General features: G+C 72.5%; 13 protein-coding genes. 7 read left to right on the forward strand and 6 right to left on the reverse strand.

Annotated elements, in window-relative coordinates; translation table 11 throughout:
• Positions 1–7 precede the first annotated feature (7 nt).
• The 3 genes from F9C41_RS09570 to F9C41_RS09575 all read left to right on the forward strand — a co-directional run bounded on the left by F9C41_RS09570 (position 8) and on the right by F9C41_RS09575 (position 2,223).
• A complete protein-coding gene (locus F9C41_RS09570) occupies positions 8–826 on the forward strand; it encodes a SigB/SigF/SigG family RNA polymerase sigma factor (protein WP_155386352.1) in 819 nt (272 codons plus the stop codon).
• A 54-nt stretch (positions 827–880) separates the two neighbouring features.
• Complete coding sequence (locus F9C41_RS40625; protein WP_196279698.1) at positions 881–1,024, forward strand: GPGG-motif small membrane protein; 144 nt, start codon at positions 881–883, stop codon at positions 1,022–1,024.
• Positions 1,025–1,155: 131 nt separating this feature from the next.
• Positions 1,156–2,223, forward strand: a complete 1,068-nt coding sequence (locus F9C41_RS09575; protein ID WP_155386353.1) for an NADH:flavin oxidoreductase/NADH oxidase — start codon at positions 1,156–1,158, stop codon at positions 2,221–2,223.
• A gap of 3 nt (positions 2,224–2,226) precedes the next feature.
• On the opposite strand, the gene F9C41_RS09580 is transcribed toward F9C41_RS09575, so the two are convergent.
• Positions 2,227–2,436 carry a DivIVA domain-containing protein gene (locus F9C41_RS09580; RefSeq protein ID WP_155386891.1) on the reverse strand — a complete coding sequence of 70 codons (210 nt, stop codon included), beginning with the start codon at positions 2,434–2,436 and terminating at the stop codon, positions 2,227–2,229.
• Between the two features lie 18 nt (positions 2,437–2,454).
• Positions 2,455–3,450, reverse strand: a complete 996-nt coding sequence (locus tag F9C41_RS09585; RefSeq protein ID WP_155386354.1) for an ArsR/SmtB family transcription factor — start codon at positions 3,448–3,450, stop codon at positions 2,455–2,457.
• A 218-nt stretch (positions 3,451–3,668) separates the two neighbouring features.
• Here F9C41_RS09585 and F9C41_RS09590 point away from each other — a divergent pair, with 218 nt between their 5' ends.
• Positions 3,669–4,391 carry an alpha/beta fold hydrolase gene (locus F9C41_RS09590; protein WP_155386355.1) on the forward strand — a complete coding sequence of 241 codons (723 nt, stop codon included), beginning with the start codon at positions 3,669–3,671 and terminating at the stop codon, positions 4,389–4,391.
• A gap of 133 nt (positions 4,392–4,524) precedes the next feature.
• Entirely contained in the window at positions 4,525–6,870 is a 2,346-nt protein-coding gene (locus F9C41_RS09595) for a polyprenyl synthetase family protein (protein ID WP_155386356.1), read from the forward strand.
• Positions 6,871–7,038: 168 nt separating this feature from the next.
• Here the strand turns inward: F9C41_RS09595 and dusB are convergent, their stop codons facing one another.
• From dusB to F9C41_RS09610, 3 genes are all read right to left on the reverse strand, one after another.
• The gene (gene dusB, locus F9C41_RS09600) at positions 7,039–8,151 is read right to left on the reverse strand and encodes a tRNA dihydrouridine synthase DusB (protein WP_155386892.1); all 1,113 of its coding nucleotides are present in this window, start codon (positions 8,149–8,151) and stop codon (positions 7,039–7,041) included.
• A 180-nt stretch (positions 8,152–8,331) separates the two neighbouring features.
• A complete protein-coding gene (locus tag F9C41_RS09605; RefSeq protein ID WP_230689463.1) occupies positions 8,332–8,604 on the reverse strand; it encodes a DUF6158 family protein in 273 nt (90 codons plus the stop codon).
• Positions 8,605–8,678: 74 nt separating this feature from the next.
• Positions 8,679–9,353 carry a hypothetical protein gene (locus F9C41_RS09610; protein ID WP_155386357.1) on the reverse strand — a complete coding sequence of 225 codons (675 nt, stop codon included), beginning with the start codon at positions 9,351–9,353 and terminating at the stop codon, positions 8,679–8,681.
• A 118-nt stretch (positions 9,354–9,471) separates the two neighbouring features.
• On the opposite strand from F9C41_RS09610, the gene F9C41_RS09615 reads away from it, so the two are divergent.
• Positions 9,472–10,845: an FAD-dependent oxidoreductase gene (locus tag F9C41_RS09615; protein WP_155386358.1), complete on the forward strand. Its 1,374-nt coding sequence runs from the start codon at positions 9,472–9,474 to the stop codon at positions 10,843–10,845.
• Positions 10,846–10,876: 31 nt separating this feature from the next.
• On the opposite strand, the gene F9C41_RS09620 is transcribed toward F9C41_RS09615, so the two are convergent.
• Complete coding sequence (locus tag F9C41_RS09620) at positions 10,877–11,836, reverse strand: TIGR03557 family F420-dependent LLM class oxidoreductase (protein ID WP_155386359.1); 960 nt, start codon at positions 11,834–11,836, stop codon at positions 10,877–10,879.
• Between the two features lie 57 nt (positions 11,837–11,893).
• Here F9C41_RS09620 and F9C41_RS09625 point away from each other — a divergent pair, with 57 nt between their 5' ends.
• Positions 11,894–14,029: a RecQ family ATP-dependent DNA helicase gene (locus F9C41_RS09625; protein WP_155386360.1), complete on the forward strand. Its 2,136-nt coding sequence runs from the start codon at positions 11,894–11,896 to the stop codon at positions 14,027–14,029.
• Positions 14,030–14,058 lie beyond the last annotated feature (29 nt).

Here is a 14,058-nt window from a genome sequence, read left to right on the forward strand (position 1 = left end):
GCCTGCAATGACTGCAACACTGGTTCGCGAGACCGTCGTGTCCGCGTCCCCCTCGTCCCTGACCGACACTCTCGACGCGACTGCCGGCGATGTTCTGCTGCGCCGTCTCGGAGAGCTGAGCGAGCAAGACCCCGCACATGAGGACGTGCGGCAGGAGGCCATCTGTGCCTGGCTGCCGCTGGCCGAACGCCTGGCCCGCCGCTTCCGCCATCGCGGCGTGGACGGCGACGACCTCGTGCAGGTGGCGACCATCGGCCTGATCCAGGCCGTGGACCGTTTCGACCCCTCCCGCGGCAGTGCTTTCGTGCACTTCGCGGTGCCGACGATCGTCGGCGAACTCAAGCGCTACTTCCGTGACCGGGGCTGGAGCATGCGGGTAAGCCGCCGCATGCAGGAGCTGTACCTGGACATCAACCGGGTGTCCCCGCAGCTCTGCCAGGACCTCGGCCGGTGGCCGACCGCCGACGACCTCGCCGCGCATCTCCAAGTCACCGTCGAAGACGTGGTGGCCGGGATGCACTGTGCGCAGGCGTACCGCATCAACTCCCTCAATGTCGCGGTGAGCGGCGAGGACGGGGATGTGGAGCTCGGCGAGCTGATCGGCGAGACCGACACCGTGCTGGAGTCCATTCCGGACGTGCACGCGGTCCGGCAGTACGTCAAGGAGCTGCCGGAACGCGAGCAGAAGATCCTCATGCTGCGCTTCGTCCAGGGCCACAACCAGGCCCAGATCGCGGAGCAGATCGGGGTCTCCCAGATGCACGTGTCGCGCCTGCTCAGCCGGTGCCTCGCGCAGCTGCGTGAGCGCATGCTGGCGGAGGACTAATCGGCAACGGACAGTAGCGGTTTCGTCACCGAGTTCGTGGGGAAGGTGAGCAGCATGGAAACGTTGCTGCTGATTCTCGCCGCGGTCCTGGTCATTGCCGGGATCGTCTCGCTGGTGCGACGCCAGTTCCTGTGGGGCATCGTGCTGATCATCATCGGTCTGCTCGTCGGACCGGGGGGCGTGAGCGTCTTCTCGTAGGACGCAACGCAGAAAGCCGAAGGGCCGGGAAGACCATGGTCTCCCCGGCCCTTCACCATGTGCGGACTGTCGTCGGCCGGGTGCGACCCGCGTCACAGGACGACGCCCGCGCCCGGCCGTACTGTTGCGCCGTGACGGTACTCGGCCAGCCCCTCGAACTGCGCGGCGTGACGCTGCCCAACCGCATCGCGATGTCGCCGATGTGCCAGTACTCGGCCGGGCCGGACGGCCTGCCCGGCGACTGGCACCTGACCCACCTGGGCGCCCGCGCGGTCGGCGGGGCCGGCCTGGTCATCGCCGAGGCCAGTGCGGTGCTGCCGGAGGGCCGGATCTCGCCGCGCGACGCCGGCATCTGGTCCCCGGCGCATGTGGACGCCTGGCGGCCGGTGACGGCGTTCGTGGCCGCGCAGGGGGCGGTGCCCGCGATCCAGCTCGCCCACGCCGGGTTCAAGGCGTCCACGTACTGGCCGTTCGCGCTGGAGCGGGGCGGGGTGCCCGACACCGACGGCGGCTGGCAGCCGACCGGGCCGGGCGCCGAGCCGTTCGTGCCCGCGTACCGCACGCCCCAGGCCCTCGACGAGGCCGGCATCAATGCGGTGATCGCCGCGTTCGCGCAGGCTGCGGTGTACGCGATCGACGCCGGCTTCCAGGCCGTGGAGATCCACGCGGCGCACGGCTACCTGCTGCACGAGTTCTACTCGCCGCTGACCAACCACCGTACCGACGGCTGGGGCGGTGACCGTGCCGGGCGTACGCGCCTGGCCGTGGCGGTCGCGACGGCGGTACGCGACGCCGTCGGCCCCGACGTGCCGGTGCTGGCCCGGGTCTCCGCGACCGACTGGACCGACGGCGGCTGGGACGTCACCGACACCGTCGCCCTCGCCCGCGAGCTGGTCGCGGCCGGGATCGACCTGATCGACTGCTCCTCGGGCGGTGCCGTCCCGCACGCCGACATCCCGGTCGGGCCCGGCTACCAGGCCCCGCTGGCCGAGCAGGTGCGCAGGGACGCCGGGGTGCCGACCGGCGCGGTCGGCCTGATCACCGAACCTGAGCAGGCCGAAAGCATCGTCGCCGACGGCCAGGCCGACCTGGTGCTGATCGGGCGGGAGCTGCTGCGCGACCCGTACTGGCCGCGCCGGGCGCTGGCCAAGCTCGGCGGGCAGCCGCACTGGCCGGACCAGTACGCCCGCGCCTTCTGAGGCTCAGCGGCCGTCGGCCGCGTCCAACGCCGCCAGGCGGCCCAGGTACGCGTTCACCTGCTCGCGGTCATATCCGCGCAGGACGACGGTGAAGTCGAACACGGTGACGCCGGCGAGGTTCAGCTCGCCCCGGCGTACCTTGTCGAGCAGGGCGTCGACCTCGGTGCGGTCGAAGCCGCGCAGGACGACGGTGAAGTTAGGTCGGGGGTGCATGGCGGACATCCTGGCAGATCAGGGCAAGGCGGTCCCGGTCCCGGCGCCGAGCAGGGTGTGGCCCGCCGCGGTCGCCACGTAGAGCACCGCGCGGCCGTGGCGGCTGCGCGCCAGCAGGCCGGCCGCGTGCAACACCTGGAGGTGCTCGGAGACCGCACCCGCCGACATGCCCAGCCGCCGGGACAGCTCGCTGGTGGTGGCCGGCTGGCGCAGCATGTCCAGCATCCGCGCCCGGGAGGCGCCGAACAGCGCGGCCAGCGCCTCGTCGGCGGGCGGCCGACGTTCCCACACCGTCCCTCTGGCCTGGGCGGGGTAGGCGGCGAACGGCGGCGACTCCGGCCGCACAGTCCACAGCACGTGGCAGGTCACGAAGATGCTCGGCACCAGGGCCAGCCCCCGCCCGCGCAGGTCCAGGTGGATGTCGAACGGGTCGTCGGAGTCGATGCGGTCGCCCGCCCAGCGCACCTCGGGGTGCAGGGTGTTGATCAGCCGCCGGACCCCGCCTTCGGCGAGCTCGCGCGAGCGGTACGCGACATCCGCCTCCAGCAGTGCCCGGATCCTGGTCCAGTACGGTGCCAGCGCCACCCGGTGCCACTCCCGCACGCCGGTGACCAGGTCGGCCAGCAGTTTCTCCGGGTCCGCCAGCCCCGCTGCCGCCAGTGGGCCCAGCGGCAGCCGCACTGTGGTGGACCGCAGGTCCGCGACGACCACGTCGAGCGGGGTCGCCGCGACGACGGCGAGCTCGGCCTCGATGTCGCCGAGCGGGCCCGCGGGTGGCGGGGTGAGGAAGTCCGGGAAGTAGGCGCGCGGCCGGGTCAGCTCGGCCAGCAGCGCGCCACCGGGTGCGGCGGCGGGCGCGGCGGACAGCTCGCGGGCCTCGCGTCGCCACGGCAGGTGGATCGGGCTGCCGTCGGTGTCCGTCAGCGCGTACCGGCTGCGGACCGTCTCCCACAGTGGCGAGATGCAGAAGCGGATGTCCGCGGCGTCGCTGACTCCGAAGAGGATCTGGCTCAACGCGCTCGTCCTTTCGGCGTACGCCGAATCGTTGGATGCACCCCACACCGTACTGGTGGGATCGATCCCGGTGCAGCCGTGTACGGCGTTCTTGACAAGCGAACGGGGGAGAGCGCCGGGCGGCCCGTACCGGGGACGGGTCTGCGACCGGTCCCCGGTACGGCCTGCCACGGGGCTGACGTGGTGCCGTGTCGGTGCGTCGGCCTAGCGTGGCGGGTATGACGACATTCGTACTCGTGCCGGGCATGTGGCTCGGGGCATGGGCCTGGCAGGACGTGGCGTCGCGGCTGGCGGGGGCGGGCCACGATCCGCGGCCGGTGACGCTTTCCGGGGTCGCGGAGCGGGCCGCCGAGGCCCTGCCGCAGACCGATCTGGACACGCACGTCGCCGACGTCGTCGCGCTGGTCGAGGGCGCGGACCTGCGGGACGTGGTGCTGGTCGGGCACAGCTACGGCGGCATGGTGGTGTCCGTCGCGGCGGGACCGCTCGCATCGCGGCTGCGCCGGGTGGTGTACGTGGACAGCGGACCGCTGCCCGAGGGCATGTCGCAGTTCGGCACGAACCCGCCCGAGCAGCAGGAGCGCATCCTCGCCGAGATCGGCGACGGCTTCCTCGCTCCCGTGCCGCCGTTCCGGCCGGACCCCGACGATTCGTCCCTGGCCGGCCTCGATGCCGACATGCTCGCCATGCTGCGCGAACGTGCCACCCCGCACCCGTTCGCCTCGGCCCGCCAGCCCGTGCACTACCACCCGGACTTCGCCACGGTGCCGTCCGCGCTGATCAGCTGCATGTTCCCGGCCGCCCAGGTGCACGAGATGATCGCCGCTGGTCACCCCTACTTCGCCCTGCTCGCCGGTGCCGACGTCCTCGAACTGCCCACCGGCCACTGGCCCATGCTCAGCCGCCCGACCGACCTGGCCACGCTCCTCAGCACGCTGTAGGCCGGGACAGGCACCGCCGCGCCCGTCCGTCGTGTTTGGAAGGTGCTCTCCTTCTGTCCGGGCGAGGGTTGGCATGGGGGTGGGATCATGGGGTAGCGGGGTCGTCAGAGTCCGCGGGGAGGTGGTCGGCCTCATGAGTGTCGTTGCGGAGTTGCTGGAGCCGTTTCCGTTCCGGCAGGAGGATCTCGAGCACAGCAGGCTCGAGGAGGGTGTACGGCACACGCTGGTGCACTACGCCCGCTGGCGGGACGGGAACCCGGCGGCGATCGGGTCGCATGTGGAGCAGTACACCGCGCAGCTCAACGCGATCGCCGGGCGGCACACGCCGGGGGCCGCACTGCTGCGCGGGGTCTACGCGCCGCGGCGGCGGCGGGAGCTGCGCGAGCAGGCGCTGCTGGAGCTGAACTACTTCGGGGTGTACAACCTCAGCGAGGTGCCCGACCCGGCCGACGTGGCCCGCGGCGAGGTGCTCGCGCGGGCGCACGCCCGGACGGCGCGCGAGGTGGCCGAGGGCATCGAGCGCGGGCGGGGCGTGGCCGGGGTGGTGGAGTCGCTGGAGCGGCGCTTCCCGGCGCTGCGCGGGGTCGCCGAGACGCGCTGGCTGGCCGAGCGGCTGGACCGGCTGCACCGCACGCTGCCGGAGACGGTGGTGCAGGCGGGCGCGATGGGCAAGGTGGTCCGCACGCTGGTGGGGGTGCTGGCCATCGGGGGGTACGACACCCGCGACGCGGGCCGGACCGCGGTGCGCGAACACCTCACCCGGATCCTGCCCGGCGCGTACGCGTACGGGGCCGCGTACGCCGTGATCGACGACAGCTTCCAGGACCTGCCCGGCGAGCACATGCTGCCGCGCCAGCGCGACCGGCTGCACCGGCTGATCCTGCGCGGCCTGTCCACCGGCGGCGCGATCGATCCCGGCGAGGTGCCCGACCACCCGCTCGCCGAGGAGATGCACGACCTGTACGGCATCGCGCTGCAGGTCTACCCGTTCGGCACGCACCGGCACCTCTACCACGCGGCCGAGTCGATGTACCTGGCCCAGCACCGCGACGCGGCCCGCCGCCCGGACGAGCTGCGCGACGGCGGGCTGGAAGCGGCGTACCCGGACATCTTCCTCAAGGCCGGGCTGAGCCGGGTGGTGGCCAACATCCTCGGCCGCCGCCGCCTCGACGACGGCTTCTACGCCCGCTGCCTCAACACGATCTTCCTGAGCCAGTTCAAGGACGACCTCGCCGACCGCGACGAGGACCGGCGGGCGGGGCGGATGACCCCGTTCACGCACCCCGGTGACGGCCGCACCAACCCGCTGCTGGACCTGTTCGCCTACGACGCGTACGTGGTCGAGCAGGTCTACGGCGGCGACCCGGTCGCCCGCGAGGCGCTGACCGGCGTCGGCGCGATCAAGCTGGCCACGCACCTGTGCGCCGATCCGCAGGGCACGCTGCGGCTGCTCGACCAGTACCCGGTCACCCCGGAGATCGCCGGGTTCCTGCGTACGGCGGCCGGGGTGCCGCGGCGGGTGCTGCCCCAGCTGACCACCGCCGACCTGCGCCTGAAGCGGGAGGCGGCCGCGGTGATGGGCCCCCGCGATCCGAACAGCGCCGACGCGCGCACCTTCGTGCTCGACCGGCTGCCGCGCATCAACGAGATCGTGCACAGCTGCCACGCCGAGGTCAACGCGGCCGAGCTGGCCCCGATCCTGGCGTACACGATGGACGGTCCGGCCAAGCGGCTGCGGCCCGCGCTGACGCTGATGCTGGCCGAGGGGCTCGGCGTGCGCGGGGACATGCCCGAATCGCTGCTCGGGGCGATCGAGCTGTTCCACACCGCCAGCCTGATCTTCGACGACCTGCCCGCCCAGGACGACGCCACGCTGCGCCGGGGCCGTCCCGCCGCGCACACCGTGTTCGACGAGGGCAGCGTGCAGCTCGCCGCGATCTCGATGCTGTCCTCGGGCTTCGGCATGCTGGCGCGGCTCGACCGGCACTATCCGGCGCACCGGGTCACCGACGTCGTCGCGTACGTCGGCACGGTGCTCGGTCCGCAGCGGCTCTGCCGCGGGCAGTACCTGGACCTGCGCTACGCCCGCGACGCGTCGCCGGTCACCGGCGAGGACATCCTGGAGATGTACCGGCTCAAGACGTCCACCATGGTCGAGGCCGCGCTGGTGCCGCTGCTGATGCTGCTGGACCGGCCGCGGGTCGAGATCGAGCTGGTCACCCGGTATGCCGACCATGCGGGCATCGTGTTCCAGGCCCGCGACGACATCCTCGACGCGACCGCGTCCAGCGAGCAGCTCGGCAAGGACTCGGGCAACGACGTGGGCAAGGCCAACCTGGTCCGGGTGTACGGGCTGGCGCAGGCGCGGCGGCTCATGGAGCAGCACCGCGACGCCGCGGTGGACAGCTGCGCCGCGCTGCCCTTCGACACCCGCCTGCTGCAGGGCATCGTCGAGCACTTCGCCGCCCGCGGCCGGTGACGCGGCGAGATCCGTCCCGCCCGGACCGATGAGTTCACCGCGCGGCATCCGTCTACACGGATGAACGCGATGACCTCACTTCGGGAAGGGAATCGGCAGCCTGCGCCGCTGACCGCCGGTGGGCTCTGGCGATCATGCTCGTTACGCGAGGCGGGTGGGGGAGGCTGGTCAGCCGCCGGAGTCGTCGTGTTCGGCGTCCTCCGGGACGAGCTGGGAGTCGCGGTCGTCGAGCCAGCCGTAGGGGAGCACGACCTTGGCGGGGGAGTTGGTGCGCCCGCGCGGCTGGCCCAGGTTGGCCACCGGGAACGGCGCGTCGCGGTCCAGCTTGCCGAGCAGGTCGTCCAATTCCATCAGCGACGACGCCATGGCCATCGAGCGGCGCAGTTCGGAGCCCACCGGGAAGCCCTTGAGATACCAGGAGACGTGCTTGCGGAAGTCGGTGACGGCCTCGCGCTCGGCGCCCCACCAGTGCACCAGCAGCTCCGCGTGGCGGCGCATGACCTGCGCGACCTCGCCCAGGTCGGGCATGACCCGCTCGGGCCGCCCGGCGAACGCGGCGGCCAGGTCGGCGAACAGCCACGGCCGGCCCAGGCAGCCCCGGCCCACCACGACGCCGTCGCAGCCGGTCTCGGCCACCATGCGCAGCGCGTCGTCGGCCTCCCAGATGTCGCCGTTGCCCAGCACCGGCACGTCCAGGGCCTGCTTCAGGGTGGCGATGGACTCCCAGTCGGCCTCGCCGGAGTAGCGCTGGGCGGCGGTGCGCGCGTGCAGGGCCACCCACTTCACACCGGCCTCCTGCGCGATCAGGCCGGCCTCGACGTACGTCAGGTGGTCGTCGTCGATGCCCTTGCGCATCTTGATGGTGACCGGGATGCCGGCGGGCGCGGCCGCGTCGACGGCGGCCTTGATGATCGAGCCGAACAGGCGGCGCTTCCACGGGATCGCGGAGCCGCCGCCCTTGCTCGTGATCTTCTTGACGCTGCAGCCGAAGTTGAGGTCGATGTGGTCGGCGAGGTTCTCGTCCACCACCCGGCGCACGGCCTTGGCGGTGATGTCGGGGTCTACACCGTAGAGCTGCATGCTGCGGGGATGCTCGTCCGGCCCGAACTCGATCATCTTCTCGGTCTTCGGGTTGCGCACCGCCAGCGCGACGGTGGTGATCATCTCGCAGACGTAGATACCGGCCCCCTGCTCGCGGCAGAGCTGCCGGAACGCGACATTGGTGATGCCCGCCATCGGTGCGAGCACCACGGGCGGATCGACGGGGTATCGCCCCAGCATCAAGGTCGCAGTCACGCCCCCAAGAATCTCACGTCCCACCCCACCATCCCGAACCCCCGTAACCCACCCCACACGTCCCGCGCCGTCCCACCCGTCAGATCGCGACGATCTTGCGCGAACTGTTGACCTTATGACCGTTTTGCGTGTGTCGTCGGCGCAGTTCTTGCAAGATCGTCGCGATCATGGGGCTTGGTCGGGGCGTAGGCGGGCCGGGTCGATTTCGCGGATGGGGTGGCGGCGGAGGTAGTCGGCCTCTAGTTCGATCATGCGTTCGGTGTGGTGGGCCAGGGCCTGGTCGGAGCCGTGGCGCAGGGTGTCGTGGCGGGTGCGGTGGATCGCTGCCAGTTCGCGGAGCAGGTCTTCGTCGGGGAGGTCGCGGGCGGGGACGCCCCCGGCCGGTTCCGGTTGCTGCCAGGCGTAGACGACCTCCACCACTTCGTCGTAGTCGCGCATGAAGGAGGGGTACCCGGGGTTCGGGCGGTTCAATCGTCGCGGGCGGTTTCGTCGCCCGTCGAGGCGGGTAGGCGTCAGCGCTTCCCGCGTAGCACGGTCTGCACCGCCTGGGCCTCGTACGCGGCGTCGGCCGCCTCCTGGGTGAGCGCGTGCGAGGACACCCGGGCCACCTCGGCGGCGCGCCGGGCGTGCCGCGCCCGGGAGGCGGCGACGTGGTAGAGCCGGGCCGCCTCGGCGTCCTCGGCGCGCAGCCGGGACAACCCGTGCGAGCGGTCCTGGCGGGACTGGTCCCACCCGTCGACCTGCTGCCACACCGCGCGCAGCTGCTCCATCGACAGGTCGCCGCGCTTGTACGCCGCCCGCGCGGCGCGGGAGACCTCGCGCAGGTTCTCCGCGGAGACGGCGGCCTCGACCGGCTCGGGCGGCAGCGACTCGGTCGCCTCCTCCAGCAGCTGCGCGGCGGCCAGGTGGCTCTGCCAGGCGGCATCCCGCTCGGCCTCGGCGGCCGCCAGCTCGGCCGCTGTGCGCTCGGCCAGCAGCACCGCGGTGCGGGCCGCTTCGAGCACCTCCGCCGCGACCTCCTCCAGCTCGCGGGCCTCGGCGGTCAGCTTCGCGCGCTCGGCCGCGCTGAGCCGGCCCGGGCGCACGCCGTCGCGCCGGGACTGCGCCTGCGCCAGCAGCCCCAGGAAGAGCACCGCGAGCAGCGTGAACGGCAGCCCGCCCAGCAGCACCACGGCGGATGAGGACACACCAGCACCCTAGTATCGATCCTCGTTGATCGTTAGGGCTGGCGGGAAATCGTCACATCCGTCGCGTGAATCGCCACCCGGGTCGGCGATGTCGGCGCGCGGCGTCGAAGATGGACGGATGACCGAGAACGCCCCGAACCCGTCCGGATCCACCGCAGTCGTGATCGGCGCCGGCATCGCGGGCCTGTGCGCCGCGCGGGTGCTGGCCGACCGGTACGCCCGGGTGGTCGTGCTGGACCGGGACGACCTGCCGCCGTCGGCGGTGCCGCGGCGCGGCGTGCCGCAGGGCAACCACGGCGCGGTGCTGCTCGCGGCCGGTCAGCGGGCGCTCGGCGAGCTGTTCGACGGCCTGGTGGACGAGCTGGTCGGGGCGGGTGCGGTGCCGTTCGAGCCGGGCACCGAGATGATCTTCTACCGGTACGGCAGCGTCTGGGCGAAGTCGCCGACCGGCATCACCCTGCTGTCGTTCAGCCGCCCGCTGCTGGAACACGCCGTGCGCGGCCGGGTGTCGGCGCTGCCCGACGTCGAGATCCGGGCCGGGGTCGCGGCCGCCGGGCTGGCGGGCGCGGACGGCGTGGTCACCGGCGTGGTGCTGGACAGCGGCGAGACGCTGCCGTGCGCGCTGGTGGTCGACTGCTCGGGCCGGGGCAGCCGCTCCGACCGCTGGCTTGCCGAGCTGGGCTTCGCCGCCCCCGCGGTCACCGAGGTCAAGATCGGCGTCGGCTACACCACCCGCCTCTTCCAGCGCAGACCCGGCGACCTGAGCGACGCCACCGCGGTGTTCGTGCTGCCCGCCGCACCGCACGAGACCCGGGTCGGGCTGGCCCTGCCGATCGAGGACGACCGCTGGCTGATCTCCATGGGCGGCTGGCATGGCGACTTCCCCGCCTCGGCCGACCCGGACGCGTTCGCCGCGCACGCCCGCAGCCTGCCCCACCCCGGCATCGCCGGACTGATCGACAGGTGCGAGCCGGTGACCGAGGCCGTGTCGTTCACCTTCCCGTCCAACCGCCGCCGCCACTTCGAGGACCTGCCCGCTCACCCCGCGGGCTACCTCGCCCTGGGTGACGCGATCTGCAGCTTCAACCCGATCTACGGCCAGGGCATGACCTGCGCCGCGCTGGAGGCCCAGGCCCTGGCCAGGCAGCTCGACACGCACCGCTCCGCCACCGCCGCCCTCGCCGCGGACTACTACGGACAGGCGGCCCACATCCTCGCCACGCCCTGGGGGTTCGCCGCCGGCGGTGACTTCGCCTACCCGCAGACCCAGGGCGAACGCCCGCGCGGCATCGCCCTGCGCAACCGCTACTCCCGCCGCATCCAGCTCGCCGCCCAGGTCGACCCGGAGATCCGGCGCATCTTCACCGCCGTCCAGCACCTGCTCACCCCACCCGGCGTCCTCCGCAGACCCGCCATGGTCCTGCGCATCCTCCGACTCTCCCGCCGCGCCCCCGGCGCGAAAGGAAGGGCACCTGCACAACGCTCTGCGTAGAGGAAGGGCACCTTGTTAACGCCGTGCCTGTTCAGATGCTGCTCAGGGCAGGTAGGAGTTGCTTCTCGGCAAAGTCGAGGAAGTCGGGCTGGCTGTCGCCGCCGATCTGAATCAGGGCGATGTCGGTGAACCCGGCGTCGGCGAACTGTCGAACGGCGGCCACATGCTTGTCCACGTCCGGGCCACAGGAGATCTTCTCGGCGACCATCCCGGGGGTCATCGCGGTGGTCGCCGCGGCGAACGAGCGCGGGTGCGGCATCTCCGCGTTGACCGCCCAGCCCAGATCGAACCAGCGGAACTGGTCGTGGGCGATCCGGGCGCACTCGTCGGCGTCCGGACCCCAGCAGATGGCCACCTGGCCGTAGCGCGGGCCGCTGCCTCCGGCACGGTCGTACTGCTCGATCAGCTCACGTTTCGGCTCGACCGCGATCATCGCCGCGTCGTGGCGGGCGGCCAGCCGGATCGAGGACGGCCCGGACACCGCGACGCCGATCGGCACCCGCTCGTCGGGCAGGTCCCACAGCCGTGCCTCGGGCACCTCGAAGTACTCGCCGAGGTGGTGCACGACCTCGCCGGCCAGCAGCGGGCCGATGATCTCCAGGGCCTCGGACAGCATCGCGTGGCGCTGTACGGCCTGCGGGTACGCCCCTACCACGTGCTCGTTGAGGTTCTCGCCGGCGCCCATCCCGAGCGTGAACCTGCCCTGGGACATGACGCCCACGGTCGCCGCCATCTGTGCCACCACCGTCGGGTGATACCGCATGGTGGGGCAGGTGACGAAGGAGACCAGCGGGATGCGCTCGGTGGCGTGGGCGGCCGCGCCCAGCACCGACCAGGCGAACGGGGCGTGCCCCTGCTCGGCCAGCCACGGGTAGTAGTGGTCGGAGCAGACCGCGAAGCCGAACCCGGCCGCCTCGGCGCGTACCGCGTCGTCGACCAGTTCCCGCGGCCCGCGCTGCTCGGTCATGAGCGTGTAGCCGATATTGGTCATCTGCCCTGATTACCCGCCAGCCGCCAGGCTGACACCCCCGGCTGGTAGAACTGCGGGATGGCGGACGACAGGACGGAACTGCGCGAACGTGCCGAAACGGTGCTGCGGCGGCTCGCGGGTGACCATGCCGAGCTGCGGCCGGACCAGTGGCGGGCGATCGAGGCGCTGGTCGCCGACGCCCGGCGGGTGCTGTGCGTGCAGCGCACCGGCTGGGGCAAGTCCGCGGTGTACTTCGTCGCCACGGCGCTGCTGCGCGAGCGCGGCCACGGCCCGACGGTGATCGTGTCGCCGCTGCTGGCGCTGATGCGCAACCAGGTCGAGGCGGCGGCGCGGGCGGGCATCCACGCCCGCACCATCAACTCGGCCAACCTCGAGGACTGGGACCACATCACCGCCGAGATCGCCGACGGCGCGGTGGACGTGCTGCTGATCAGCCCGGAACGGCTCAACAACCCCGACTTCCGCGACACCGTGCTGCCCCGCCTGGCGGCCACCACGGGCCTGCTCGTGGTCGACGAGGCGCACTGCGTCTCCGACTGGGGCCACGACTTCCGCCCCGACTACCGGCGGCTGCGCACCATGCTGGCCGAGCTGCCCCCGGGCACGCCGGTGCTGGCCACCACCGCCACCGCCAACGAGCGGGTCACCACGGACGTCGCCGAGCAACTGGGCGGGGGCCAGCCGGCCGACCACGAGCCGCTGGTGCTGCGCGGCCCGCTGGACCGCGAGTCGCTGCGGCTGGCCGCGCTGGAACTGCCCAGCCCGGCACACCGGCTGGCCTGGCTCGCCGACCACCTGGACCAGATCCCCGGCTCCGGCATCGTCTACACGCTGACCGTCGCCGCCGCCCAGGAGACCGCCCAGTTCCTCGCGAGCCGGGGCTACGCCGTGGCCTCCTACACCGGCCAGGCCGAGGACGCCGACCGCCGCTCCGCCGAACAGGACCTGCTCGACAACAAGCTCAAGGCGCTGGTCGCCACCTCCGCCCTCGGCATGGGCTTCGACAAACCCGACCTCGGCTTCGTGGTCCACCTCGGCGCGCCCGCCTCGCCCATCGCCTACTACCAGCAGGTCGGCCGCGCCGGGCGCGCCGTCGCCGGTGCCGACGTGATGCTGCTGCCCGGCCCCGAGGACGCCGCCATCTGGCGCTACTTCGCCTCGCTCGCCTTCCCGCCCGAGGACCAGGTCCGCCGCGTCCTCGACGTGCTCGACACCGCCGGCAGGCCCGTGTCGACGCAGGCCCTCGAGGTCCAGGTCGACCTGCGCCGCAACCGCCTGGAGATGATGCTCAAGGTCCTCGACGTGGACGGCGCGGTCAAGCGCGTCCGCGGCGGCTGGGAGGCCACCGGCTGCCCCTGGGCGTACGACACCGAGCGCTACGCCCGCATCGCCAAGGCCCGCCAGGCCGAACAGGACTCGATGTGCGACTACACCGCCACGACCCGCTGCCGCATGGAGTTCCTCCGCCACACCCTCGACGACCCCGAGGCGCGACGCTGCGGCCGCTGCGACAACTGCGCCGGCCCCGCCTACACCAAGGACGTCTCCGCCGACGCCCTCAACGCCGCCCACACCTTCCTCGGCCGCCCCGGCGTCCAGATCGAATCCCGCAAGATGTGGCCCACCGGCCTCGCCGCCGCCGGCGTAGCCCTGACGGGAAAGATCCCCCCAGCCCAACAAACCCTCCCCGGCCGCGCCGTAGGCCGCCTCTCCGACCTCGGCTGGGGCACCAGACTCAGAGAACTCCTCGCCGACGGCACCCCCGACACCACCCCACCCCAAGACCTGCTCGACGTACTCGTCGAGGTCCTCAAAGACTGGTCCCACGGCACCGACCCCTGGCCCACCCGCCCCGCCGCCGTCGTGGCCATCAACTCCCGCACCCGCCCCCACCTGATCACCGGCGTAGCCGAACACGTCGCCCGAGTAGGCCGACTGGAGTTCCTCGGCACAGTCGCGGGCGGCCCGCCCCCGGACCAGCCCCGCGCCAACAGCGCCCAACGCGTCAAAGCCCTACACGACGCCTTCACCATCCCCGACGACATGGCCGACAGACTCCGAAACCTGTCCGGCCCCGTCCTACTCGTGGACGACCAACTCGACTCAGGCTGGACCATGGCCGTAGTAGCCCGCCAACTCCTCCAGGCAGGCGCCCCCGGAGTGCTCCCACTCGCCCTGGCCACCACGTCCTGACGCCAAGCGGAGCGGGGTGGTGCCCGGCG

Origin of the sequence: Catellatospora paridis (assembly GCF_009720365.1) — a bacterium.
Taxonomy (GTDB): Bacteria; Actinomycetota; Actinomycetes; order Mycobacteriales; family Micromonosporaceae; genus Catellatospora; species Catellatospora paridis.